Source organism: Ignavibacteriales bacterium (assembly GCA_026390815.1).
Classification (GTDB): domain Bacteria; phylum Bacteroidota; class Ignavibacteria; order Ignavibacteriales; family SURF-24; genus JAPLFH01.
In genome coordinates this window covers 1-25444 of record JAPLFH010000052.1, presented here as the reverse complement: position 1 = coordinate 25444, position 25444 = coordinate 1, and the positions used below count along the sequence as shown (strand labels likewise).

Genomic DNA, 25444 nt, shown 5'->3' with positions numbered 1-25444 from the left:
TAGTTCCGCTTTTATTTTTCTTTTTTCTTACGAACATAGCCATTTTTAATTTTGGGACACCCAAGATAGGTAATATTCTTTTGTTTCTGTATCAAATACTAAACTTTTTCGCTTGTTTAAAAAAAGTGCGGAAAACAGGAGAAATGAAAAACATCTTTTTCTATCTTTGAATGGAATCCTGATATTACACATATACCTTTCTCTCTTTGTTCTATTGCCCAATCGTAAGTTTTAAGAATTATATCAACTGGAATTTTACGGGAGCAAAGAAAACCTACTTTAGGTAAATCCAAAATATTACTATTTCCAATTTTATAAATCACAATAACTAAACTTTTTATTGTTTTGTTTAGATAATAAATATATATTACACTCAAGTTTAAAAGGGACTGGGAATTCCCGGTCGGTGAAGGGCTCTGATGAATTTCGGAGCCTTTTGCTTTTTACGGGAAAACTTTGAAACAGTTCCATCCATTTAACTTTTCCATAATTTTTCGCTTAATCACTTCATATGCTTTATTCTCTTTATGTGGGTTCAAAATATAACGGCCTATTGGATAGCCACATAAATCGGCTATTTGAGTTCCTATTATATTCATTGATTTAGGGAGAAAAGAAAGTATAAATTTTCTTGATTGAAATTCTGTTTTTGGAATCCTTTCAGTTCCCTTCTGAATAATCTCATAAAAACTTAGTTTTAGTTCGTTATCTTCTTTTTCACCACGTGACTCTGCTATAATACGGACTTTTTCCTGTTTCGCAGCTCTTAGCAGAATAACTAATCTTTCCAAAATAAATTTTAATGAAAGCTCGTATGGATTATATGGTTTGATATACTGTTTCTTCAATTTTTCCTTTTGAATGACCGAAACCATTAATTTAAAATTAGAGTCAGCAACAAGAGCTGAAAATAGATTCCAGGAAGTTCTCTCTAATATCTTTGTTAAACAATATTTCGAATGGAGTTTAAACGCAAAGCACGCAGAGGAATCGCAAAGTACGCAAAGAGTTTTGAGGTTAAAAGAAGTACCTTTTAATTAATCCCTGACCTCTTGAATGCAATTCAGATTTAAAGAGTAGAATATTGCGATTTTAAGCTGTATTTAAAATATTACTGCACTGAATTTGTATGGTTATATGCAATTTCACGGACAGTTTACGGACAGTTTTGTTTGGGAAGATTTTAATTACATGCACTTTTTTAGCGTATGGATAAATTGCATTATTAGCGAACTGCAGCAACAGAAATTATAATCGATTGCTTTTTCATTTTACTATTTATTTTCTTTGGTTAGCTTTTCTTCAGGGACATTACTCAAACGCATTAATTCATTTACTTTTTCTATAAGTATATTTTATGAACGCGCAAATTTAATTAAGGATTTATAATCCAGATTATCTGCCTCTCTAAGTGCTTTTATGTATGCGCTTCGTGCTTCACTTTCTTTTGTAAGACTTTGACTGCCCCATGTAAAATATGATTTGCCGAATCCTTTATTAATTAACACATCTGCCATTAAACGAGAATGCCTCCCATTGCCGTTTGCAAATGGATGAATTGATACCATACGATGACTTAATCGCACAGCAATTTCATCTTCGGGCAAAACTTTATTTTCAATCCAGCAGTTACAATCATCAAGAATATTTTTTAATTCTATCCCAATCATAATTTTATCAACACCAATATTCTTATTTGTCTTTCTGAATTCACCAGCCCATTCCCATATATCGCTGAACATTCTTTTGTGTAAATCTTTCACAAATTCTTCTGTAAGGATTTTATTGACACTTAACTTTCTGGCTAATAGCCATTCATTTGCTTTTTCAACCCCAAGCTGTTCAAACTCATCCAGTTCACCACGGGTAGTTACTGTAGGAATTAGTAATCCTTCCTTCTCATCTTCATCAAGAGGAGTTTGTCCTTCAGAATAATCGAAGTCTAATCCCATAAATACTTCGGCATTTCGTTTTTAATTTTTTCTGCTCTGTCTGCAATAGCTTTTATAATTCTCTCTTCAGAATTTTCCTGGTCTTCAAGCTTCATTGTGTGCGAAGTTCTAAGAACAATTTCTTTAGCAACTTCAAACGCACGTTTTTCAATCATCTTTGTCAATGATCCATCTTTAGGAATAAATGCATAAACAAAATGGCAATTGAGCACCTCAGCTACTTCCGTTAATTTTTTAAGTGAAATACCTTTGTCTATTTCGCGTTGTTCAATCTCTTTAACCGAAACAGAAGTTATTTTAAGCCGTTTAGCAAGTTGAACCAGGGACATATTTAATCCGGTTCGAATAGCATTTATCCAACCCTTAGGCGAAATTTCCAAATCTTTCAATACAGCCAGTTTTTCGAACTTTCTATCTAATTGTTCAATCATTAATTTTTTATTTAAGTCTTTCATTAGGTTATACCCTTAATTTTACAATACAAATCTAAGGTTATACCCTTATTATTCCAAATAATAAATTAGGGTATAACCTTATTTTAATGCTTTCAATATTCCTTAATATTTAGTGTAATTAACTTTTGTTTTATAAAGATGAAATCTATATAAAAAGATTTCATCATTGTTTGAAAACTGGATTTTAATTACCAGGATATTGTTAGGCTGATTTTAAAATAGAAAAATAAGTGCCACTGAATTTGTATGGTTTTATGTTATTTCAAGGACAGTTTTGTTTAATAAAATTAATGATTATTTTTGCTTTCAATTTGTTCTTTGAAGATATTTAAAACAACACGCTTTCAAATATCAAACTGATGAAGAAGTTGTGATTTGCTTTCAATTTGTTCTTTGAAGATATTTAAAACAACATATTTATATGACAATACAACGTTCATACCGTTGTGGTTTGATTTCAATTTGTTCTTTGAAGATATTTAAAACAACGGAAAAGCGTTCTTTAGCAGTTTGACAAAGTTGTGGTTTGCTTTCAAATTGTTCTTTGAAGATATTTAAAACAACCAACAGATCTGTATGTAAGTGTTGACGATAGTTGTGATTTGCTTTCAAATTGTTCTTTGAAGATATTTAAAACAACAAGTGATCATACAATTTACAGGATGGCGCTGTTGTGATTTGCTTTCAAATTGTTCTTTGAAGATATTTAAAACAACTACTTTTTGTCCAGCCGCCGTTATAACGTTGTTGTGATTTGCTTTCAAATTGTTCTTTGAAGATATTTAAAACAACACAAATATGTCTATAAATGCCCGCCAAGCAGTTGTGATTTGCTTTCAAATTGTTCTTTGAAGATATTTAAAACAACTATTACAATTGTGTTAATTTATATAAACAAGTTGTGATTTGCTTTCAAATTGTTCTTTGAAGATATTTAAAACAACAATGGCGAAGCTGGGCTTTAAACAGGTAAGTTGTGATTTGCTTTCAAATTGTTCTTTGAAGATATTTAAAACAACTAACTACTGCATAACCTGCGGCCAATTTAGTTGTGATTTGCTTTCAAATTGTTCTTTGAAGATATTTAAAACAACTTATGTAAAAACGGACGATGGCTGATTACGTTGTGATTTGCTTTCAAATTGTTCTTTGAAGATATTTAAAACAACTTATTGGACCAATTAAAGAATGACGTTTGAGTTGTGATTTGCTTTCAAATTGTTCTTTGAAGATATTTAAAACAACCTTTATCTACCTGCTCGAATGAATCAATTTGTTGTGATTTGCTTTCAAATTGTTCTTTGAAGATATTTAAAACAACTTTAACCGCGATTATTGTTTTACCAAACTTGTTGTGATTTGCTTTCAAATTGTTCTTTGAAGATATTTAAAACAACTCTTACATATGCACCAATAGTCCATGCGCAGTTGTGATTTGCTTTCAAATTGTTCTTTGAAGATATTTAAAACAACGCAGGGTTAACATTAGATACCTCTGAGGTTGTTGTGATTTGCTTTCAAATTGTTCTTTGAAGATATTTAAAACAACCGATGGCAATTCATACCGCTATGCAAGCGCGTTGTGATTTGCTTTCAAATTGTTCTTTGAAGATATTTAAAACAACGAACATTATTGTTACCCATCCAGCAATTGTGTTGTGATTTGCTTTCAAATTGTTCTTTGAAGATATTTAAAACAACCAGAATAACTATTGATATTCGAGATGCTGTGTTGTGATTTGCTTTCAAATTGTTCTTTGAAGATATTTAAAACAACTACGATGGTAATACCAACGTAATACCTTTAGTTGTGATTTGCTTTCAAATTGTTCTTTGAAGATATTTAAAACAACTGATTTTGTCGACAAAGGTTCAAGATGGTAGTTGTGATTTGCTTTCAAATTGTTCTTTGAAGATATTTAAAACAACAATATCCAAATGCAAATAAACCTGTTGATTGTTGTGATTTGCTTTCAAATTGTTCTTTGAAGATATTTAAAACAACTGGAAACTAAAGCGCAAAAAGATGAAAACTGTTGTGATTTGCTTTCAAATTGTTCTTTGAAGATATTTAAAACAACCAAATACTGGCTGCATTGTTTGCTCAATGCGTTGTGATTTGCTTTCAAATTGTTCTTTGAAGATATTTAAAACAACAAATCCTATCGGATTTGGTTACTCAGTATTGTTGTGATTTGCTTTCAAATTGTTCTTTGAAGATATTTAAAACAACTTATACTCTTACAAAGATTGTTCTAGATATGTTGTGATTTGCTTTCAAATTGTTCTTTGAAGATATTTAAAACAACCATCGCTTTATCAGACAAAACTATTGAAGCGTTGTGATTTGCTTTCAAATTGTTCTTTGAAGATATTTAAAACAACTAATAGCATAACATTAAGCCGATATTTTAGTTGTGATTTGCTTTCAAATTGTTCTTTGAAGATATTTAAAACAACGGTTATATCGTTTGCATCAGATATATATTGTTGTGATTTGCTTTCAAATTGTTCTTTGAAGATATTTAAAACAACTAAATTTTTATTGCGCTATTTTATAAATATGTTGTGATTTGCTTTCAAATTGTTCTTTGAAGATATTTAAAACAACCTGCCGCTGCTCCGCGCAATTGTGTTTTCGTTGTGATTTGCTTTCAAATTGTTCTTTGAAGATATTTAAAACAACATTATGATTATCAACCTTGCACTTTCAATGTTGTGATTTGCTTTCAAATTGTTCTTTGAAGATATTTAAAACAACATTGTTAGGCAGAGTTATATCGTTTGCGTCGTTGTGATTTGCTTTCAAATTGTTCTTTGAAGATATTTAAAACAACAATTAGTTGAATCAAATACTTCCTCACCAGTTGTGATTTGCTTTCAAATTGTTCTTTGAAGATATTTAAAACAACGATGATAGCAGTGTTGAAATTATAGATTCTGTTGTGATTTGCTTTCAAATTGTTCTTTGAAGATATTTAAAACAACAGATTCACCGCTCTGCGCATAAGCAACCATGTTGTGATTTGCTTTCAAATTGTTCTTTGAAGATATTTAAAACAACAACGGAAGAGTGTCAATCAATTGATCGTAAGTTGTGATTTGCTTTCAAATTGTTCTTTGAAGATATTTAAAACAACTGGAAGAACACGATGGAACCGGAGCATTAGGTTGTGATTTGCTTTCAAATTGTTCTTTGAAGATATTTAAAACAACAATGGGATTTCTTTGCTTGTACATACTGATGTTGTGATTTGCTTTCAAATTGTTCTTTGAAGATATTTAAAACAACACAAGCAACAGCAACAAAGTACCGTAATAAGTTGTGATTTGCTTTCAAATTGTTCTTTGAAGATATTTAAAACAACGATGAGATTGACGAGTCTTACAGTGTAGCTGTTGTGATTTGCTTTCAAATTGTTCTTTGAAGATATTTAAAACAACGAAGCAAAAGAAAGATTAAAAGAGTACCGGGTTGTGATTTGCTTTCAAATTGTTCTTTGAAGATATTTAAAACAACCTTCACGTTCTTCTTTAGTCATCAATAATTGTTGTGATTTGCTTTCAAATTGTTCTTTGAAGATATTTAAAACAACGATTTCATAGATAACCTCTTATTAACTTCTGTTGTGATTTGCTTTCAAATTGTTCTTTGAAGATATTTAAAACAACTTTCTGGCGTTAAAGCAACTTACAATACACGTTGTGATTTGCTTTCAAATTGTTCTTAGAAGATATATAAAACAACTCCACTAAAAAGATTCAAGTTAGTAATATGGTTGTGATTTGCTTTCAAATTGTTCTTTGAAGATATTTAAAACAACAAAAAAGTAGATAAACCTTCCTTTGTTGATGTTGTGATTTGCTTTCAAATTGTTCTTTGAAGATATTTAAAACAACATAAACTATTTCTGCGTTAGGTTTATCTGCGTTGTGATTTGCTTTCAAATTGTTCTTTGAAGATATTTAAAACAACTTCTAACTGTGGAAGCATACGCCGGGCAATGTTGTGATTTGCTTTCAAATTGTTCTTTGAAGATATTTAAAACAACGCGGGCTTTACGCTTTCAGTCTCTGCAATTGTTGTGATTTGCTTTCAAATTGTTCTTTGAAGATATTTAAAACAACAGAGTCGGATGGCAGTTTACCGCATTGGTAGTTGTGATTTGCTTTCAAATTGTTCTTTGAAGATATTTAAAACAACGATGGAACTGGTAATGATACGAATACAGATGTTGTGATTTGCTTTCAAATTGTTCTTTGAAGATATTTAAAACAACTCTGGAGCAAGTTGGGACACTGGCATCGAAGTTGTGATTTGCTTTCAAATTGTTCTTTGAAGATATTTAAAACAACTTATTTAATGAAAAAGATAGCTTGCGTTTGGTTGTGATTTGCTTTCAAATTGTTCTTTGAAGATATTTAAAACAACTGTTATGAGTGTCTGAAAAACGAGAAAGAAGTTGTGATTTGCTTTCAAATTGTTCTTTGAAGATATTTAAAACAACCAAATATCCAGTAATCAGATCCTGTTCTAAGTTGTGATTTGCTTTCAAATTGTTCTTTGAAGATATTTAAAACAACGATTTGATGGCGGCGATATGGAGCGAGGCAGTTGTGATTTGCTTTCAAATTGTTCTTTGAAGATATTTAAAACAACATACCCTTGGTTATATTGTTATTTTCAAAGAACTTAATAATCCAAATAGGATTGAAAAAATCTATTAGTTGTTTTAAACCCCTCCTTAATCCTCCCCTTTAATAAAGGGAGGAAAGGAAGGGATTAAAAAAGTTCAAGCTGATGAGGTTCTATAAATCCACCCCCTTTATTTTTACCATAAAAAATTTCCATCATTCCAAATTGTTTATCGGTTATGCTTAATATGCCAACATGCCCTTTTTCCGGTAAAAGGCTTTTTATACGTTTAACATGTACCTTCATATTTTCGCGGCTGGAACAATGCCTTATATAAATTGAAAACTGGAACATTGTAAAACCATCCCGCATAATTTCTTTTCTAAAATGCGTAAAGGCTTTTCTTTCCTGTTTAGTTTCGGTCGGCAGATCGTAAAAAACTAATACCCACATTATTCTATATTCGTTAAATCGCATACTTATTGTAAAACCGTCAAAACGGTTGATAGTCAATCTATCTATTACATTAACACTTCGATTAATCGAGGTGTTAAGAACAAGCCATATTAATGCATTAACTGTTTTAACAGTTTATTTTTTTTCTTCTTTAAAATATTCAAGCCCGTAAGCTTTTATGAATGATTCGTATTCTTCTGTATAAGTCTTAAGTTTATGATGCACTGCCTGATTCATAATATATTTTGTTGTTTTTTCTACGTTCGATTCCGATACTGATAATGCTGCATAACCACGGCTCCAAAAGAATTTTGATTTTATTAATCCGTTCTCATTAATCCAATGAGACGAACTACCTTTAATTAAATGCAATACTTCTTCTATGGAAAGATTTGTCGGAAGGTTAATTAATGCATGTACATGTTCGCTATTAACATAGTTCTTTTTAATATAAATATTTTTCAAGGAACAATATTCATTTAAATATCCTGATACTTTCTTTCTTATTTCGCTTGTAAGTAAAAACTTTTCTCTGTTTAATGTTCCCCATATTAAATGAAGCCAGCATTTTGAATAAGAGTGTAATGACATAACTAACTCCTTACATTAAACCGTTAAAACGGTTTGCTATTAATTAATTTGTTCTTTTAACACCTCGATTAATCGAGGCGTTAACGGAAAAATAAGAATGCTCTTTAACTGTTTTAACAGCTTAGTACATTTATTTAAGTTCCGGGTAATATATTTTTCTAAGCTCACCGGCATAACATTTAGAAAGAGATGATGTTGTGCGTTGAGCTCCAACCATCAGAGGACTTTTCTCACCGTTTATAATTATTTCTTTTGTGGCAATTTCCAATAGCTGCTTTTTTATAGAAGGAGTAAGCTCATAAAAATCCTCTCCGTTCTCAACCAAAGCACAAACAATTTCATCAACAAAAGGTCTGAACGGTTCCATTATATCATCTGCAAGACAATAAGAATTATATTTGTTATGATGATGAATGCCAAGTGTAGGCAATAATCCTGATGCAACTAATGAACGTGCAATAATAGCCCTTAAAATTGCGTAGCCGTAATTAAGCAGGTTATTCGGCGGCATTCCGTATCTATCCCGTTTAAATTCTAATTCTTTTGGAAACAAATTACCCCAGTAATAAGCGGCAGCCCTGCCTTCATAATTATCTGGATCACCAGAGCGTACCTTCTTTGCCCATAATAACATATTGTTTACTGGAACCTTTTTTCTTTTTAATAATGAAGCCTGGTTTATTATTTTAGCAGTAATGGTCTGCTGCCATAATTGTTTTCTTAAAGGTATTGATGATTCTATCTGCTCCTGAAACTTTTCACTTTGTAAATTATTTCCTGATAACGTCAGCAGCATTCCGGTTGGATGATGAGTGTTATCGCAGGTAATTAAGGCAGCATTATTTTCAAGTAGTCCGGCAATAAGTCCTTGTGTAAGTGTTGTCTGTTGATTATCAAGAATTACAATTCCAATATCCTCTATGGGTACAGTATTTTGAACCAACCTCTCTTTATATTTCTCATTTTTCTCTTGTTCATCATTATCATTATTTTCTTCCGACTCAACTTTCTTTTCTTCAGGTAATTTTATTACAAGTTGCTCATCCTTTCTGCTTAGATAAGCCGGATTGCCGAAGTATAATGTCCGTTTAATCATTTTCCTTTCCTTTTGTTATTATAATCCATACACTTTAATTAAAGGGTAGGATTGGAGCGGTTTGGCTAATTTGCTAATTTTATATTACCCAACCAATCTGTGTATAATTTTATACAAGTTTCCTGAATTTTTCTTGGTTCTTTTTTGTGATTATCATCCAATAAAATTTTCACGAAATCTTCATTGACTTCAGTTTTAGCGCTTGTTCCAAAAGAGCCAAATTCTTCAAAGTTTAGCTCTCTCTTTGGAATCTTCTTCTCACCATACTTTCTTTTAAGCTCTGCTTTTTGGTCATCTGTTAAAACCTTTGCAATGCTTATTGTGTTGGCATATGTGTGTGGTATAAAGGAACAATCTTTCCCTGTAAATTTTACAACCTTATAAATGTTTTTAGCAAAACTAATTTTATTTTCTTTTTCAGATACCCATCTTTCAAACTCTTCATTTGTTGAGCAACCTAAGACTGGATCATCGATGTCTGAAGGTAAATAAACAAGTTCATTTTGTTGTAATGTGAAAAGAACTTTGTCGGCGTTGTTTTTCTTTAAATAATATTCATAAATAACTTCTTTAAAATTTTGGTTTTTATTTTTCCATTCGTCTTTTGCAATTTGTGCCGCATCAAACAAAGAAACAATATCAAAGTCTCTTTCAACTCCTCTCTTTCCGTTTTTCCCCATAACGAGGAATAAATAGTTACCACCAGTTTTTACACTTAATTTATCATTGTCTTCATAAAGTCTTTGTAATGAACTTTCTTTTAGTTCTTTGGTGTTATAGTAAATTTTTATTTTATATACTGGAGGTTTTTTATTTGCTACTCGCTCATCATTAAAAGTTTTTAATCCTTCACCAGTAAAAGCTTCTTTCATAGACTCATAAATAGTTTTTCCATTTTCATTTTTTCTATTTCTGTGTGCTTCGATTTCTTTTCTTAAAACATATTTATCAACTATTTTGTCAATATCCTTTGCTGATAAATTTGAAATACTTACAGTTTTTGTGTCTTGTCCGTTGTGCTTACCGTATAATGTAGCTTCATGTAAAGCCCCTCTTATTTTCAATTCTTTCTTTTTGGTTTTTTCACTGAATTGAATTAATAAATTATCTTTTGGTTTGTGTGAAACGATAATTGTTTCCAATTTTTCTTTTGCCTGTTTTATCAGATCATCAAAAGGCACATTGAATTTTCTAAAACTTTCAATGCTTTCTTGGATTTCAATCCTTCGTTTTTCTTCCAGATTGAAGAATGCTTCAATAATACTTTCACCTTCTTTCACTTCTAATTTTATTTCCTCTTTGTGGTTGGTAAGCCAATCTTGTAATTCCTTATTCAAATTATTAAGGCGCTGAATATGACTTTGCTCTGTCAAAGCAACAACTAATGCATCAATTGCATGGTGGCGATGGTCATACCTTTTACTCCAATGTTCAATTTCGTAAATATTTTTTTCGTTTTCTTTATCATAATATTTTTTTACCCATTGCTTAGATGGATCCCATAGCTCCATTTGTTTAAACCGTTCTTCTGTCAATTCCATAAATAGTTTCTTCAAACCCCAACGGCTTCTTAAAAAACTTGTAACTTCTCCAGTTGTTGATTTTACATTATTGCTTCCCACAATTTTTGCTAACTCGTTCTTTACTGCTACAGAAATGTACTGAGTCTCCTTTATTTGCCGTTCAACCAAATTATTGGGGATTTTTTCGAGCAATAAGTTTCTTTTCTTTTTCCCAAAATAATTATCGTTTACATTTATCAGATAAGCATCAATAGGGCAGAGCTTATATTTGGTTGTTTGCTGCGTAATATATTCCCAAGCTGTTCTATTGCTTTTTTCTTTATTTAAAAAACCTTCAACCAATACTTTATTTGAAATGGAATCATCAAATAATCTGGTCTTTGGTATTATGTGATCAATTTCATATTCATCAAACAACGATACCTCTAGAGTGTCTCCGGAATATGGCGACATATATTTTTGTTGTTCGTAAAGCTTGTACTTTAAAATATTGTCTTCTGTAATTGGGATTTTATGCTCTTGTAATCGTGATTTAATCCAAATATTTTGTTTCTGATTATTTAACTGTCCTTTATATATTTTTTCTCTTTCCACAGCACTATTTTTTAATTCTCTTGCTAATTCAACCCGGATCTCTAACTCTTGTGTATTGATATTATATTGTTTCCACAATGCTTTTATAACTTGCATTGTTTCGTTGGAAATTTGTTCAACAACCGGGTTCCTTAAATTTCTATCTGGATTATATTGAATTTGGTGATAATTAGTAATAGTTGTTTTTACATTATCAACAGTATGTTTGCCATAGATTAACGAGGAAGCAAAGGCATACATCATTCCTCCAGTTTCCAAGATGTTTGGATTGTTATTGATATAATCAATCATATATGACTCAATATTATCGTCATCATTAATTTCTCCGGTATCAATGATATGCTTAATCTTCTCAAATTTTTCTCTTATTGTGTTACTATTATTGGCTGGGTTACAAATCATTAAAGGCAAAATGTTGTTAATTGCTTTGGCTGATAAATTAGAATACTTTCTAGGGTAATTAATGCTTTGTGCTAATTTAAAAGCTAATTCTGTGGCAATTGTTTTATCAATAACATTTTGCAGAACATTTATTAATGCTGATACCTTTGGACTTTTTTCATCATATTCATTGCCGGTGTTATTGAATATCGCATCCCAGATCGTTTCAATTATTTTGTTGTCTTTGGCTATTATTACGTCATATTGTTTTCCTAAAATTTTTCTTATAGAAAGCAACGTATCACATCCTTTTAATTTTGCTTTTGGATTTAAGCCATTGAGATATTTTGTTTTGTCATCCTTTAAGTCAACTATTTTCGCCACATCTTTAAAGCTAACTTGCTTATAGTTTTGAAGCCGTGTATAAATTTCATTTTTATGTTCATTGGTTAAATACTTGTCGTAGTATTTGTAAATGTTTTTATTTTTCTTCTTATCAAAAGCCTCCACTTTTGAAGTAATATACATTCTATTTATTTGATCCCAACATCTAAATTCTTGGAATAATGGGTGTGAGTTTGGTAAAACTCTTTCATCCCTTTCAAATTTACATTTGCTTATAAGCTCTGTTTGTGATTTTAATGGACGTTGATAATAAATCACTTGATCGCGTATAATATGTTTAAGTCCTTTTTCAAGTCCTTCTCTTTTTAACTCAATTTGACTTTGCTTGGTACCTGGATACAAATAATTAATAATTGTTTCTAATTTTTCTTTTGGACAATTATTAAGTATTGTATAATACTTTGCTTGTTCATCCCAAATAGCATCAAATTCTTTCTGATATTGATGTCTTAGTACAACTCTATTTCTGATTTTTGTCCATTTATTTTGTTTTAAATCTATTAATAATAATTGCCCAATAAATAATTTTTCTGTTTTAAGAGTTTCCTCTGTTGCCTCCATTTGTTTTCGCCAGTTAGTTTTTTGCGGCAAAGCAAAAATAATATTTTCTCCTTTTTTTGTTTGCTTTATTCTTATTTCAAGTTCTTCTTCTTTACCAGCTTCTAAATTTTGAAGCATAGTTGATCCTTCTTTTTCTTCGTCGTCCAACAAAATTGTAACATCATAATAAAACAATTCTTGTCCTTTATTCTTACCGCCTTTTACTTTAAAAGACCTATCAGATTTTTCAACTTTCAGTATAGGTACTTTTTGAGTAATTACTTCATACTTCTTCTTATCGGCTTCCTCATCATCTTTATCTGTTTTTTTCTTTTTAGTTTCTTCTTCATTATTTCCACCAGCATAACCTCTAAGCTGGTTAAATTGGTATAGGATTTTTCCAAAATCTTTCAGACTTATTTTGCTATTCTCTTTTTCTCCTTCTTCATTTATTAGTTTACCAAGAGCTTTAATTCGCATTCTATAATGTTGTAAGGAATCTAATTGTAATGTCCCCTTTTTTATTGGAAGTAATTCTAATGACTGTAGTCTTATAGCTTCTGGTATTCCGTTTTTAAATTGAAATTGGTCTGGTAACATTCCTAATTCATTCAAAATAAAAAGTAGTTTATTTCGCCTTAGTTTATATCTTTTATTCATTTTGCGAATTGTTCGCGCAGTTCTTCTATCTGCATTTTTTGTTATCCCTATGCCTCTTTCGTAATCTAGTTTATCTGTTCCCATAGGTATTATTCTCGAACCCATTCCAAGTATTTTTCCACCTTGTTCAGTATTGTTTCCTGCTTTTTCTATCAAAGCCCAACCAATAGAGTTCGTACCCAAATCAAGTCCAAGAATTGTTTTCATAAAAAATTCCTTTGCTTTTTCTTAAAAATATATTTATGTTTCTTACGAACATTGAAAGCAAATCACAATAAGGATTATTCCGTAGTGAAAAATTTACAGCAGTCCCGATGAAAATCGGGATTGTTGTTTTAAATATCCTTTCCTTTAATTAACATATATTTTACTGCTCTACAAAACCCATATTAAATATTAACGCTTACTATTTATATAACTGTATAACAAAGTAATAATGGTTGTACGTTTTGTTTCATTTTATTTATCTCCTTTAGATTTCAATAAACAAAATAAAACTAAATCAACAATAAAAATTTAATTTCAAATTTTTCTGAACCAATCATCCCCAATCCTTCACATTTTTCAACTCATCCCCTTGCTCCCCTTCTCTTACAAAGTCGAAGATCCCGCTTGCGGGGAGAAGGGGCAGGGGTTGAGTTCGTTTAATAGGGGATTGTGTTCATTTATTAAAACTGCTTTTTACTTTTTCCAGAACTTGCTTCAGGTTATTTTCTATTTCATCATTAGTAAAACGGATTACCTGTAACCCAAGTAAGTTAAGAATTGTTTTTCTCTCTTCATCTTTAGTTAATTGGTATTTATGTATTGCACCATCCACTTCAATTATTAGTTTTTCTTCAAAGCAAAAAAAATCAGCAATAAAAAATGATTCTTTTCCAGTTACATCATAAAATATAGGATGCTGCCTGTAAAATTTTCTGTTTAAATATTTTCTGTTGCGTACAACATTCCAAAACATTATTTCTGCTTCAGTGCTTCTTTTTCTTAAGTCCCGGCATACTACTTTAGCAATCTCTCTAAGTTCTTTTTCTTTATTTAAGCTCATAGATTTTTCTCAACTCTTCCCCTTGCTCCCCTTCTCTTACAAAGTCGAAGATCCCGCTTGCGGGGAGAAGGGGCAGGGGTTGAGTTTGTTCTAACCCTTTTACACCTATACCAGTAGACAGGGCAGGGGTTGAGTTCGTTTTAACCCTTTTACACCTATACCAGTAGAAGGGGCAGGGGGTTGAGCTCGTTATTTTGTTTCTGCCGGTGTATCTGTTTTATTTTCTTCCTCTGCTACCGGATGAGAGCCGCCGTAATTTAATATCTCTCTTGCAGTTTTATATTCATTATAAAAATTCGGATACTCTTTCTTTAAGGTGTTTACATGTTTATCAGCTTCATTTTCTAAAATTTTCTTAGCTTCATTAAATGCAACAATCAGTGCTTTTGTTGCGCCGGATTTTTTACTCTTGGTGCTCCCTGATTCACCTATTGCATCTTTAAAGTCAGCGGTCAGGTCAGCCAGCAGATCAATTTCATCCTGCATTATTCCAAAATCCGCAAGAGAACTAATCAAAGGCAAAGCATCAGCGTGGATTGCAGTTGCAACAGATACAAGCTCCGTATCTTTCTTTTTCTTCAAATCCCAATCGCTGTAATCCACTCGTGCTTTAAGCTCTGTAATCTTGTTCTCATCAGCATAAGTAAATAATGCGCTTGCAACTTTGGATAAGTGCTCCGCCAATTCTTTTTTCAGTTCAGCTTTTGAGCCTGTTTTTCCTGAAGATATTTTTATTTTACCACTGTCAATATCTTCAATCTCCTTTACTTTGTTCTGCAGTTTAGTAATTGCTCTTCCAAATGCAGGTATTTTTGATGTTATTGCTGCTTGTGCCAATAAATAACTTTGCACAGCTAAAAACATCCGGTAGAGGTTTGTTTGATAGTTGTTCATTTTCCACTCCCTTTGTTTAAAAATGAGATATTTATTTATTTACAAGGACAATAATTAACTTTTCCTTATGCTATTTCCTTTATTTTTAATCAATATTGGGCATTTATCTACTAATTTAATCAATTACTACACTTGTTTCTGCCATTACTACGTATCAATCTGCCATTACTACAATTTTGTATGTAATAACTACATCTCATTATCTGATTACTGGAATCTTCTGTTTCATTACTGGTTTCGCCTGTCTCATTACTGAATATTTTTTCTCATAACTATATTTTTAATATCGACTACTAAAATTTGCGCTTCCATTACTAAATGTTTTTAGATCATAACTGAAAAAGAGTATAGCATTACTAAAAATGTAAAATAAATATCCCAACACTGGTTATTAATAAGTTTAGCTATTTATCTAAAAACTAAAAATGGAATCCTAATAAACAAGAATATATAAGAAGCAAATAAAATAAAATTTGTGTTTTCTTAATTACTGTTTATTAAAACCATTTGTTAATTTTGATGTAATAAATTTTTATGTCTGTAACTCCCCGCCGCAAGGGAAGCGCTAATTTATTTTACCCGGTAACTTTTCATTAAGTTGTTATTACTTTATTAACAATTTATGAATGGAATATTTTTTTCTATTCCATCCGTTCAATCTATTAAAATTAAATAATTAGTCATTTTAAGGAATAGTCTGTTGTACCCGTTTGCATTTTAATCTATTATTTTATCAAAGTCAAGACTTGCTAATATTTTTATTCCCATCTTCGCTTAAATTTTTCTATCATCGTTCTTCTCCATTATAAATTATACATTATACATTATGCATTATTCATCATCCATTTTCCGTCCTGCTTCCCAATTTCCTTCTTCCATTTCTTGTTTTAAGTTTTTATCTTGTAGCAAAGAAAAAAAGACTTCAACACCAGGAGGAAAAAATGGATTTTAGAATTGAAACCGATAGTATGGGACAAATTCAGGTTCCATCAAACAAATACTATGGAGCTCAAACTGCCAGATCACTTATGAATTTTAAAATCGGAGGGGAACGATTCCCGCGCGAAATGATAAGAGCGCTTGGTATTGTTAAAAAAGCTGCAGCAATTGTAAACAGGGATTTAGGATTGCTACCACAAGAGAAAGCAGAATTAATTCTTAAAGCTGCTGATGAAGTGATTGAAGGAAAACTTGATGATCATTTTCCGCTTGTTGTTTGGCAAACAGGAAGTGGTACTCAATCTAACATGAACACTAATGAAGTTATTTCAAATCGAGCAATAGAAATTGCCGGCGGTGTTCTTGGCAGTAAAAAACCAATTCATCCAAATGATGATGTGAACAAAGCACAATCAACTAATGATGCATTTCCAACAGCAATGAGCGTTGCCACAGTTGAAGAAATACACCGAAGACTTATTCCTATGATGAATAAACTTTATGAAGCGCTTGCTTCCAAAGCGGTTGAATTTCAGGATATAATTAAAATTGGAAGAACGCATTTGATGGATGCAACTCCGTTAACCTTAGGTCAGGAATTTTCCGGTTATATGCAGCAGGTAAAAATTGGATTAGAAAGAGTAAGCTGCTGCCTGCCACGGTTGTATGAATTGGCACTTGGTGGAACTGCTGTTGGTACTGGATTGAATACACATCCGGAGTTTGCTGAAAGAGCAGCGAAAGAAATTTCTAATTTAACCGGTAAACCATTTCATTCCGCTCGAAATAAGTTTGAAGCATTGGCTGGGCACGATGCATTAGTTGAATGCAGCGGTGTTCTTAAAACTATTGCAGCTTCGTTAATGAAAATTGCAAATGATATTCGCTGGCTTGGTTCCGGACCTCGCTGTGGAATTGGTGAGCTCAATCTTCCTGAAAATGAACCAGGTAGTTCCATTATGCCGGGTAAAGTTAATCCAACTCAATCCGAAGCAATGGTTATGGTTTGCGCTCAGGTATTTGGAAACGATGTAACTATTAATATTGCTGGTGCAACTGGTAATTTTGAATTGAATGTTAATATGCCTGTAATGATTTTTAATGTACTTCAATCAATCAGACTTTTAGCAGACACTTGCGAAAGTTTTACAGATAATTGTGTTGTTGGTATTCAAGCTAACCTGGAAAACATAAAGAAGAATCTGAATAATTCGCTTATGCTTGTTACAGCATTAAATCCGCACATTGGTTATGACAATGCAGCAAAGGTTGCAAAGAAAGCTCATAAAGAAAATAAAACACTTAAAGAAGCGGTAGTTGAGCTTGGATTACTAACTTCAGAAAAATTTGATGAAGTTGTTAGACCGGAAAAAATGATCGGACCAAAAGCCTAATTATCTAAAAATATTATTCCTCTCCTTTCTATTAACTTTAGAAAAGAGAGGAATTGTAAAAGGGGTTATGTGCAAAATTTAGACGGTATAATTTCTCTTTTAATTGCTTGCCTTGAAACAGTTCTTGTTATCAATTTGATTGTATTTGGGAAAAAAAATGTTGTAAATATTCTTGCCATCCTGCTGGTAATTTTACTTGCTGTTTATCAGCTACTTGAATTTCTGATTTGTTTTGCTGGTTGCAACTCTTCTTTTATTATCTACATTGCACTTGCAGATATTACTTTTCTTCCACCGTTAAGTTTGCTAACAGTATTGCGCTACTGGAATTATCAATCAAAATTCATCTATCTAATTTTTCTTCCTGCAATAATTTTTATTCTCATTTATCCATTTGTTATCGATCAGTTTGTTGTTACAAAATGTACAGTACTTTATGCAACATACAATTATCCATTTGGTGATGCCTACGGTTTCTTTTATTATCTGCCAATACTTACTATGATTGTTTTTTTAATCAGGAAGATTATTAATGGAGTTGATAAAGAAAAACTAAAATTGAGTAAAATTATTCTTGCTGGCTATATATGTTTAACTGTACCAATTATCGTTGGAGTTATAATTTCGTTTTCATTTACAGATTTAATTGAAAGTATAATGTGCAAACTTGGTTTTGTTGTTGCGCTTTGCTTTTCATACGTTGTATTAAAGAATAAAGGAAAGGAAATAAAAGTTGATTGAAACAATCTTGAATATTTATCTTGTAATCGAGAATGGTTCCGTTGTTGAATTTAGAGCGAAAGAGTACGAACAGGAAGGGGATGACGAAAATAAAATTGATTTTCTAAAACGAAATGCAAAACAAGATTTCGAAAAGGCAATACACTTTAAAGCGCCGCAAAATCGTTTCGGACTTTTTATGAAGTATAGAAAATTTTCCCGACTCGAAAGTCATGGAAAGCAGTTTGAATTGTTCGAAGAGATTTTTCAAAAATTCAATCTTCCTGAAAAACCGCTTATTTGTGTTACACCTGTTGTTGATAGTAAAATAATCGGAGCTTATTAAAATGGAAAATGCCACCACAAAAAATTGCGATGGCATTTCCGAAATTAATTATACTGAATTGAGAATACCAACTATTTAGTTAATATCATTTTCTTAATGATATTTATTTGGCTTCCATTTAATTGATAAAAATATATTCCCGATACTAAATTTCCCGCATTAAAGTTTATTTCATACGTACCCGGCAAGAATTCTCTGTTCACAAGAACAGCAACTTCCTCACCAAGAACGTTAAACACCTTAATAGAAAACCGCCCTGCTTCGGCTATACTGAATCCAATTTTTGTTTCCGGATTAAAAGGATTAGGATAGTTTTGAAACAGATTAAATTTATCAGGGATAATAATTTTTTTAGATTCCTTTACGTCTGTTGTTTTTTCAATTTTAAACGCACCCTGCTGTGATGCAATTGAAGTACTACCATCAGATTTTTTGGATTGAACTACCCAATAGTAAGTTTCGCCGCTATTCAAGTTATCTAACTTATACTGCAACGAATTAATGTTATTAATTAAAACAGCATCAGACATATCTGAAGAAGTAGAATAACTTAATTCATATTCTTGATCAGAACTAGCTGTTGGTAAGTACCAAAATAATTCTGGTGAAGCAGTATTTACCGTTACAAAATTTGTTGGACTGCCAGGAATAGGTTGTACAGGAGAATTTGCAGCCACCATAGTAAAAAATGCTTGAGTTGACCAGTCAGATTTTACTGTACCAAGAACAGATCTTACTCTCCATGTATATTGAACTCCAGCAGTTAGTCCTGAAGTAAAGGTATAAGACATTGTTGATGAAGTTGCATAATTAGTAGGCCATACAGTTTCACTTGCTTCTACACATTGGATTTCATATGATAAACCTGCACCGGAGGTTCCTAAGTACCAATTCAATGTTGGTGGGTTAGTGTACAGTGTTGGATTTCCAATAGGCCACGATGCAATTGGAACAACTGGTACTCCGGCAGTATTTGCTACCATCGTAAAAAATGCTTGAGCAGACCAATTGGATTTTACTGCACCATGAACAGATCTTACTCTCCAAGTATATTGAACTCCAGCAGTTAGCCCTGAAGTAAAAGTATAGGACATTGTTGATGAAGTTGCATAATTAGTAGGCCATATTGTTTCACTTGCTTCTACACATTGGATTTCATATGATAAACCTGCACCGGAAGTTCCTAAGTACCAACTCAATGTTGGTGGATTTGTGTACTCTGTTGGATTTCCAACAGGCCAGGATGCTATTGGAACAGGTCCGCCTATCACAACACTTTGATATTCATATGCTCCAATATCAACTGTTGCATCAAGAATTCTGCTGTGCCCGTCTAAATCAATTGCCGTGTTCATCCACGTAGCATTTAATCCAGCATTTTTAAGAGTTGAAGAGCTTGATAAATGATAATCGTTTGAACCAGCCGCAACAAATAATGGATCTGCAGTTATGTTGGCAGTTCCTGTTCCAGTGTATGCAGGAGTTGTACAACTGTATGAAAGGCTGTTTCCGTGTCCTTCATCGATAATATAGTTGCTGCTACCAGTATTAAAAGAAATTATTGAGTTTTCAACTATACCATTATTCCAAAGCCTAATTCCAGCGCCGTCAGTTGCTGTGTTATTCGTTATCGTACAATTCTGAATAATTCCGCGACTCCAAATATTTACCCCACCACCGTGAGGAGTAGCTGTATTTTCTGTAATTAAACAACCCCGAACTGTTCCATTAAAGCAGCGTACTCCGCCACCCCAATCTGCTGTATTGTTTCTGATAATACAATTAATAACCATACCGGAACCATCAAGAGCAACTCCGCCACCATCCCTGGAGGCATTGTTCTCAATAATACAATTCTGGATAATTCCATTATCGCATTGTACTCCACCCCCATAACCACCTAAATTCATTCCATGTGTTATCGTAAATCCATCCAGGATTGCTCCTGCGTTATTCATAAATACACAACAAACGGAATGATTTCCATCGATAATTGTAACCGCAGTGCCATTCTGGCTCCGAACGGTTAAAGATTTAGTAATGGATAATGAAGATAAAAGAAGATACGTTCCATCTTTCACAAGGATCAGATCACCGTCAACAGAAACATCCACAGCAGCCTGAATGTTACTTGCAGCGTCTGCCCAGCTTGTGTAAGGTGGACTATTTGCTCCTGATGTAGAAACAAAATGAGTATCTGCAACCGTTATTGATGGAATGCAGAACGTAATGAATAGAATTAAAAAAAGAAAAAACGTATGAACATAGTATTTCATATTTACTCCTTTTAATAGTTTGTAAAATAATTTTGAATTTTATTCCAGTACAAAAGGTCAAAACTTGAACCACGATGGAAAAGTCTTTTTATGGTCAATTACAAAGAAATTTTCTAATAAATGTGACTCATTTTTATAAAGTGAATTAATTTGAAGCATGTTTTATTTAACGAAAAGATGAAAGAAAGGAGTAACTTTGTGAAAAAATGAGCCGTCTTATTGAAAATTTTACAAACTTATTTTTCAATTGGGTATACGTTTGGTTATAATTATATTTACACCACTGATAAATTTATTGATAATACGGAAAGGCTAATGTCCCAGAATCAAAATCCAATTGAAGAACTTTGTATTAATACTATTAGATTTCTTTCTGTTGATGCCGTGCAGAAAGCTAATTCAGGACACCCAGGATTACCTATGGGTTGTGCTCCAATTGCATATTCCATATTTACCAGGCATTTGAACTTCAATCCGGTAAATCCAAATTGGTATAACCGCGATAGATTTATCTTATCAGCCGGACACGGCAGCATGTTACTTTACAGCATACTTCATTTAACGGGTTATAATCTACCACTGGAACAAATTAAAAATTTCAGGCAGTGGGGAAGCATTACACCCGGGCATCCGGAGTTTCATTTAACTCCTGGTGTTGAAACTACAACCGGTCCATTAGGGCAAGGTTTTACAAATAGCGTTGGAATGGCAATCGCACAGGAATATTTGGCAGCACTTTTTAATAAAGATGATATAAAGCTTCTTGATCATTATATATTTGTACTTGCAAGTGATGGAGATATGATGGAAGGGATTTCTCACGAAGCTGCTTCGCTTGCAGGGCATCTTAAACTCGGAAAGCTTATTGTACTTTATGATAATAATGGAATTTCTATTGATGGAGAAACTAAACTATCATTTTCTGAAAATGTTGGAAAAAGATTTGAAGCATATAACTGGCATGTTCAGCAGGTAATAGATGTAAATGATTTAAATGAATTAGACAATGCGATTACAACTGCAAAAAATGAAAAATCTAAACCAAGTATTATTATTTGTAACACGCACATCGGTTTTGGAAGCCCAAACAAACAGGATAAATCTTCTGCACACGGCTCTCCGCTTGGTGCTGAGGAAATAAAATTAACCAAGAAAAATTTAGGCTGGCAGAGTGAGAAGGAATTTTTTATTCCCGATGAGGTAAAAGATTATTTTGATCAATTTAAGGCGAAAGGAATTGGATTAGAATCAGAATGGAATTCTAAGCTTGAACTTTACAATAAAAAATATCCGAATGAGGCAAAATTATTTTCTGATTTAACAAGATTAGATTTTGGAAATGAATGGAAATCTAAGTTACCAGTATTTCAGGATGATGGGAAAAAAATATCTACAAGGGTTGCTTCTGGACTTGTATTAAACGCAATTGCTTCATCGCTTCCTACTTTAATTGGTGGTTCTGCAGATTTAGCTCCTTCAAATAATACTTATTTAAAAAATTATCCAGCTTTCTCATCAGAAAATTATTCGGGAAGAAATTTTCATTTTGGAGTAAGGGAACATGCGATGGCTGGGATACTGAATGGACTGGCGACTTATGGATTTGTAATACCTTATGGTGCAACATTTCTTGTATTTGCGGATTATCTGCGTCCTTCAATTCGTCTTGCTGCTATTTCTGGTATAAAACCGATTCTAATTTTTACACACGATAGTATTGGTCTTGGTGAAGACGGACCAACACATCAACCAGTCGAACAATTAGCATCATTAAGAGCAATACCAAAACTAATTGTAATTCGTCCCGCCGATGCAAATGAAACTTCTGTTGCCTGGCAAATGGCGATAGAACATCAAGGTAGCCCGATTGCATTAATTTTTTCAAGACAGGATCTTCCGGTTCTGGATCAAACTAAATATCCTTCAGCAACCAATCTTTTAAAAGGTGCATACATTGTAAAGGATTGTATTGAAACACCGGATTTGATTTTAATGGCTTCCGGATCAGAACTGCATGCAACTCTTGCATCAGAAAAATTATTGTTCGCTGATGGAATTAAAGTTCGTGTAGTTAGTTTTCCATCCTGGGAATTATTTGAAATGCAATCCAAAGAATATAGGGATACAGTTTTACCACCGGAAGTAAAAGCGCGTGTATCAATTGAAGCCGGTATTAAAATGGGATGGGAAAAATATATTGGCGATAGTGGTGAATCAATCAGTCTTGAGCGATTTGGAGCATCTGCTCCGGCAAATGTTTTGATGGAAAAGTTTGGTTTTACTCCGGATAATATTTCCATTGTAGCAAAGAAAGTTTTGAATGCGTTAAAAGTATGATAGTTAAATCTGATTTCAATTTATTTTTATTTACTTAAGTAATTTCAACGGAGAATTTTTGGAACTCATTTCCCAGTTTTTTGACTTTGTTCTTCATATAGATGTTCATTTAAAAGAAATAATTGCACAATACAATGCGTGGAGCTACGTAATTCTATTTATAGTAATATTTGCTGAGACTGGATTTGTATTAACCCCTTTTTTGCCCGGTGACTCGCTGTTATTTGCTGCTGGTACTTTTGCCGCAATAGGTGCTTTTAACCTGGTAATATTAATCCTAATACTATGCATTGCTGCCATCGCGGGAGATACAGTGAATTATTGGATTGGAGATTTTATTGGTCCCAAAATATTCGCTAAAGAAAAAATTAAATTTCTAAAAAAAGAACATCTGCAAAAAACACATGAATTTTATGAAAGACATGGTGGCAAAACAATAATAATCGCAAGGTTTATTCCAATCATTAGATCCTTTGCCCCGTTTGTTGCCGGAATTGGAAGTATGACGTATTTACATTTTATTGTTTATAATGTTGTTGGTGGAATTTTGTGGGTCATTTCGTTTGTAATTGCCGGTTATTTTTTCGGCAATCTTCCATTTGTTAGAAATAATTTTTCTTTGGTCATTTTAGCAATTATTTTTATTTCTACATTACCCGGAATAATTGGATATCTGAAATCAAAATTTTCTTCTCCACAAAATAATATAAAAAATTAGAGCAAAAATATATCATTTAAATTGAGGAAATTGAAAGTTCTTAAATAAATAATCTTGGTTCCAAAATATTTTTGGAAATTTTATTATTGAATTAAACAATAGGCTTGATTATGGAAACAACTTCTAAACGTTTGCTTTCTCTTGATGTCTTTAGGGGAATTACAATTGCCGGAATGATTATGGTTAATAATCCTGGCGAGTGGGGACATCTGTATGGCGCACTTGGACACGCTAAGTGGCACGGAGTTACTCCAACTGATTTGATTTTCCCCTTCTTTCTTTTCATAGTTGGTATTGCGATTACACTTTCATTAACTAAAAGAAAGGAAAGAGGAGACAACCCAACTAAATTATATTTACAAATTATTAAACGCTCTGTAATAATATTTGTACTTGGATTAATATTAGCAGGATTTCCAATCTTCGATCTAACAATAATAAGAATTCCCGGAGTGCTCCAAAGAATTGCAATTGTTTATTGCATTACTTCTTTTCTTTTTCTCAAAGCAAATATCAAAACTCAGGCTATTATAGCTTTTGTTATACTTTTTGCATATTGGGCAATTATGACTTTGATTCCAGTACCAGGCGTTGGGTATTCAAGTCTTGGTCAAGCAACAAATCTGGGGGCATGGTTAGATCGATTGATTTTTGGCGGACATCTTTGGAGAGCCGCCGTTGATCCTACCGGTATGTTTCCTCCGGGATGTTGGGATCCTGAAGGACTTCTAAGCACTCTTCCTGCAATTTCCACTGGTATCTTTGGTATACTTACCGGTCATTACATCCTTACTTCTAAAGATGATAAAACTACAAAAACTGTCTGGATGTTTGTTGTTGGAAATTTTGCTGTTTTCATTTCAATGTTCTGGGATATGTGGTTCCCGATTAACAAACAGCTCTGGACAAGCTCATACGTAATTTATTCTGGTGGAATGGCATTGATTATTTTAGCAATGTGCTACTATTTAATTGATGTTAAAGGTTATAGCTGGTGGACAAAACCGTTTTTAGTTTATGGAACGAATGCGATAACAGTTTATTTCCTGTCAGGAATTATGGCTCGATTGCTAAACTTAATTAAACTAACCGATGCCGCTGGAAATGAAATTGCGCTTAAGACTTTTCTATATAATAATCTGTTTATTTCCTGGCTTGCTCCAATAAACGCATCTTTAGCATTTGCTGTTACGTATGTATTGTTTTGGCTTGGAATAATGTGGATCTTTTATGCGAAGAAGATTTTCATTAAAGTTTGATTGTTAGATTATTTAAACCAATCATTCTAACGGAATTGGTATAAATTTCAATCCCTCTGTTTTAAAATGGAGGGATTTTTTTATATTAATAACTCACCTTACGCAACCCGATGCGTATAGTTATATTTTTTAGAATTTCATAGCGAAAGAAACTTTGAGATTTTCCAGTTGATTAAAAGCTGCACGATTTGCAGTAAGATACAATTTAGCTCGCAATGCTGTTG

At 32.5% G+C, this 25444-nt stretch carries 16 protein-coding genes and 1 CRISPR repeat array; of the genes, 6 read left to right on the top strand and 10 right to left on the bottom strand.

Annotation, left to right across the window (positions count from 1 at the left end; all coding sequences use genetic code 11):
• Positions 1–443 precede the first annotated feature (443 nt).
• The 9 genes from NTX22_15855 to NTX22_15815 all read right to left on the bottom strand — a co-directional run bounded on the left by NTX22_15855 (position 444) and on the right by NTX22_15815 (position 15231).
• Positions 444–848 carry a DUF3800 domain-containing protein gene (locus NTX22_15855; protein MCX6152000.1) on the bottom strand — a complete coding sequence of 135 codons (405 nt, stop codon included), beginning with the start codon at positions 846–848 and terminating at the stop codon, positions 444–446.
• Between the two features lie 507 nt (positions 849–1355).
• The gene (locus NTX22_15850; protein ID MCX6151999.1) at positions 1356–1952 is read right to left on the bottom strand and encodes a mobile mystery protein B; all 597 of its coding nucleotides are present in this window, start codon (positions 1950–1952) and stop codon (positions 1356–1358) included.
• Complete coding sequence (locus tag NTX22_15845) at positions 1943–2407, bottom strand: mobile mystery protein A (GenBank protein ID MCX6151998.1); 465 nt, start codon at positions 2405–2407, stop codon at positions 1943–1945. The genes NTX22_15850 and NTX22_15845 overlap by 10 nt, the downstream gene beginning before the upstream one ends.
• 304 nt (positions 2408–2711) lie before the next feature.
• A CRISPR array of direct repeats spans positions 2712–7067; the repeat unit is 34 nt; unit sequence TTTCAAATTGTTCTTTGAAGATATTTAAAACAAC.
• A 123-nt stretch (positions 7068–7190) separates the two neighbouring features.
• Complete coding sequence (cas2, locus tag NTX22_15840; GenBank protein ID MCX6151997.1) at positions 7191–7520, bottom strand: CRISPR-associated endonuclease Cas2; 330 nt, start codon at positions 7518–7520, stop codon at positions 7191–7193.
• A 114-nt stretch (positions 7521–7634) separates the two neighbouring features.
• Positions 7635–8090, bottom strand: coding sequence for an IS200/IS605 family transposase (gene tnpA, locus NTX22_15835; protein ID MCX6151996.1), 456 nt, complete (start codon positions 8088–8090; stop codon positions 7635–7637).
• Positions 8091–8220: 130 nt separating this feature from the next.
• Positions 8221–9186 carry a type II CRISPR-associated endonuclease Cas1 gene (cas1, locus tag NTX22_15830; GenBank protein ID MCX6151995.1) on the bottom strand — a complete coding sequence of 322 codons (966 nt, stop codon included), beginning with the start codon at positions 9184–9186 and terminating at the stop codon, positions 8221–8223.
• Between the two features lie 65 nt (positions 9187–9251).
• Positions 9252–13496, bottom strand: coding sequence for a type II CRISPR RNA-guided endonuclease Cas9 (gene cas9 / locus NTX22_15825; protein MCX6151994.1), 4245 nt, complete (start codon positions 13494–13496; stop codon positions 9252–9254).
• Between the two features lie 454 nt (positions 13497–13950).
• The gene (locus tag NTX22_15820) at positions 13951–14337 is read right to left on the bottom strand and encodes an endonuclease domain-containing protein (GenBank protein ID MCX6151993.1); all 387 of its coding nucleotides are present in this window, start codon (positions 14335–14337) and stop codon (positions 13951–13953) included.
• A 189-nt stretch (positions 14338–14526) separates the two neighbouring features.
• The gene (locus NTX22_15815) at positions 14527–15231 is read right to left on the bottom strand and encodes a hypothetical protein (GenBank protein ID MCX6151992.1); all 705 of its coding nucleotides are present in this window, start codon (positions 15229–15231) and stop codon (positions 14527–14529) included.
• A 941-nt stretch (positions 15232–16172) separates the two neighbouring features.
• Between NTX22_15815 and fumC the strand changes: the two genes are divergently transcribed.
• The 3 genes from fumC to NTX22_15800 all read left to right on the top strand — a co-directional run bounded on the left by fumC (position 16173) and on the right by NTX22_15800 (position 18630).
• Positions 16173–17564, top strand: a complete 1392-nt coding sequence (gene fumC, locus NTX22_15810) for a class II fumarate hydratase (GenBank protein MCX6151991.1) — start codon at positions 16173–16175, stop codon at positions 17562–17564.
• Between the two features lie 69 nt (positions 17565–17633).
• Positions 17634–18305 carry a hypothetical protein gene (locus NTX22_15805; protein ID MCX6151990.1) on the top strand — a complete coding sequence of 224 codons (672 nt, stop codon included), beginning with the start codon at positions 17634–17636 and terminating at the stop codon, positions 18303–18305.
• Positions 18298–18630 carry a hypothetical protein gene (locus tag NTX22_15800; protein ID MCX6151989.1) on the top strand — a complete coding sequence of 111 codons (333 nt, stop codon included), beginning with the start codon at positions 18298–18300 and terminating at the stop codon, positions 18628–18630. The genes NTX22_15805 and NTX22_15800 overlap by 8 nt, the downstream gene beginning before the upstream one ends.
• A 71-nt stretch (positions 18631–18701) precedes the next feature.
• On the opposite strand, the gene NTX22_15795 is transcribed toward NTX22_15800, so the two are convergent.
• Positions 18702–20906: a T9SS type A sorting domain-containing protein gene (locus NTX22_15795; protein MCX6151988.1), complete on the bottom strand. Its 2205-nt coding sequence runs from the start codon at positions 20904–20906 to the stop codon at positions 18702–18704.
• A gap of 315 nt (positions 20907–21221) precedes the next feature.
• Here NTX22_15795 and tkt point away from each other — a divergent pair, with 315 nt between their 5' ends.
• The 3 genes from tkt to NTX22_15780 all read left to right on the top strand — a co-directional run bounded on the left by tkt (position 21222) and on the right by NTX22_15780 (position 25220).
• Positions 21222–23243, top strand: coding sequence for a transketolase (gene tkt, locus NTX22_15790; protein ID MCX6151987.1), 2022 nt, complete (start codon positions 21222–21224; stop codon positions 23241–23243).
• Between the two features lie 58 nt (positions 23244–23301).
• Positions 23302–23961 carry a DedA family protein gene (locus NTX22_15785; protein MCX6151986.1) on the top strand — a complete coding sequence of 220 codons (660 nt, stop codon included), beginning with the start codon at positions 23302–23304 and terminating at the stop codon, positions 23959–23961.
• Between the two features lie 110 nt (positions 23962–24071).
• Positions 24072–25220, top strand: coding sequence for a DUF5009 domain-containing protein (locus tag NTX22_15780; GenBank protein MCX6151985.1), 1149 nt, complete (start codon positions 24072–24074; stop codon positions 25218–25220).
• The last annotated feature ends 224 nt before the right edge of the window (positions 25221–25444 follow it).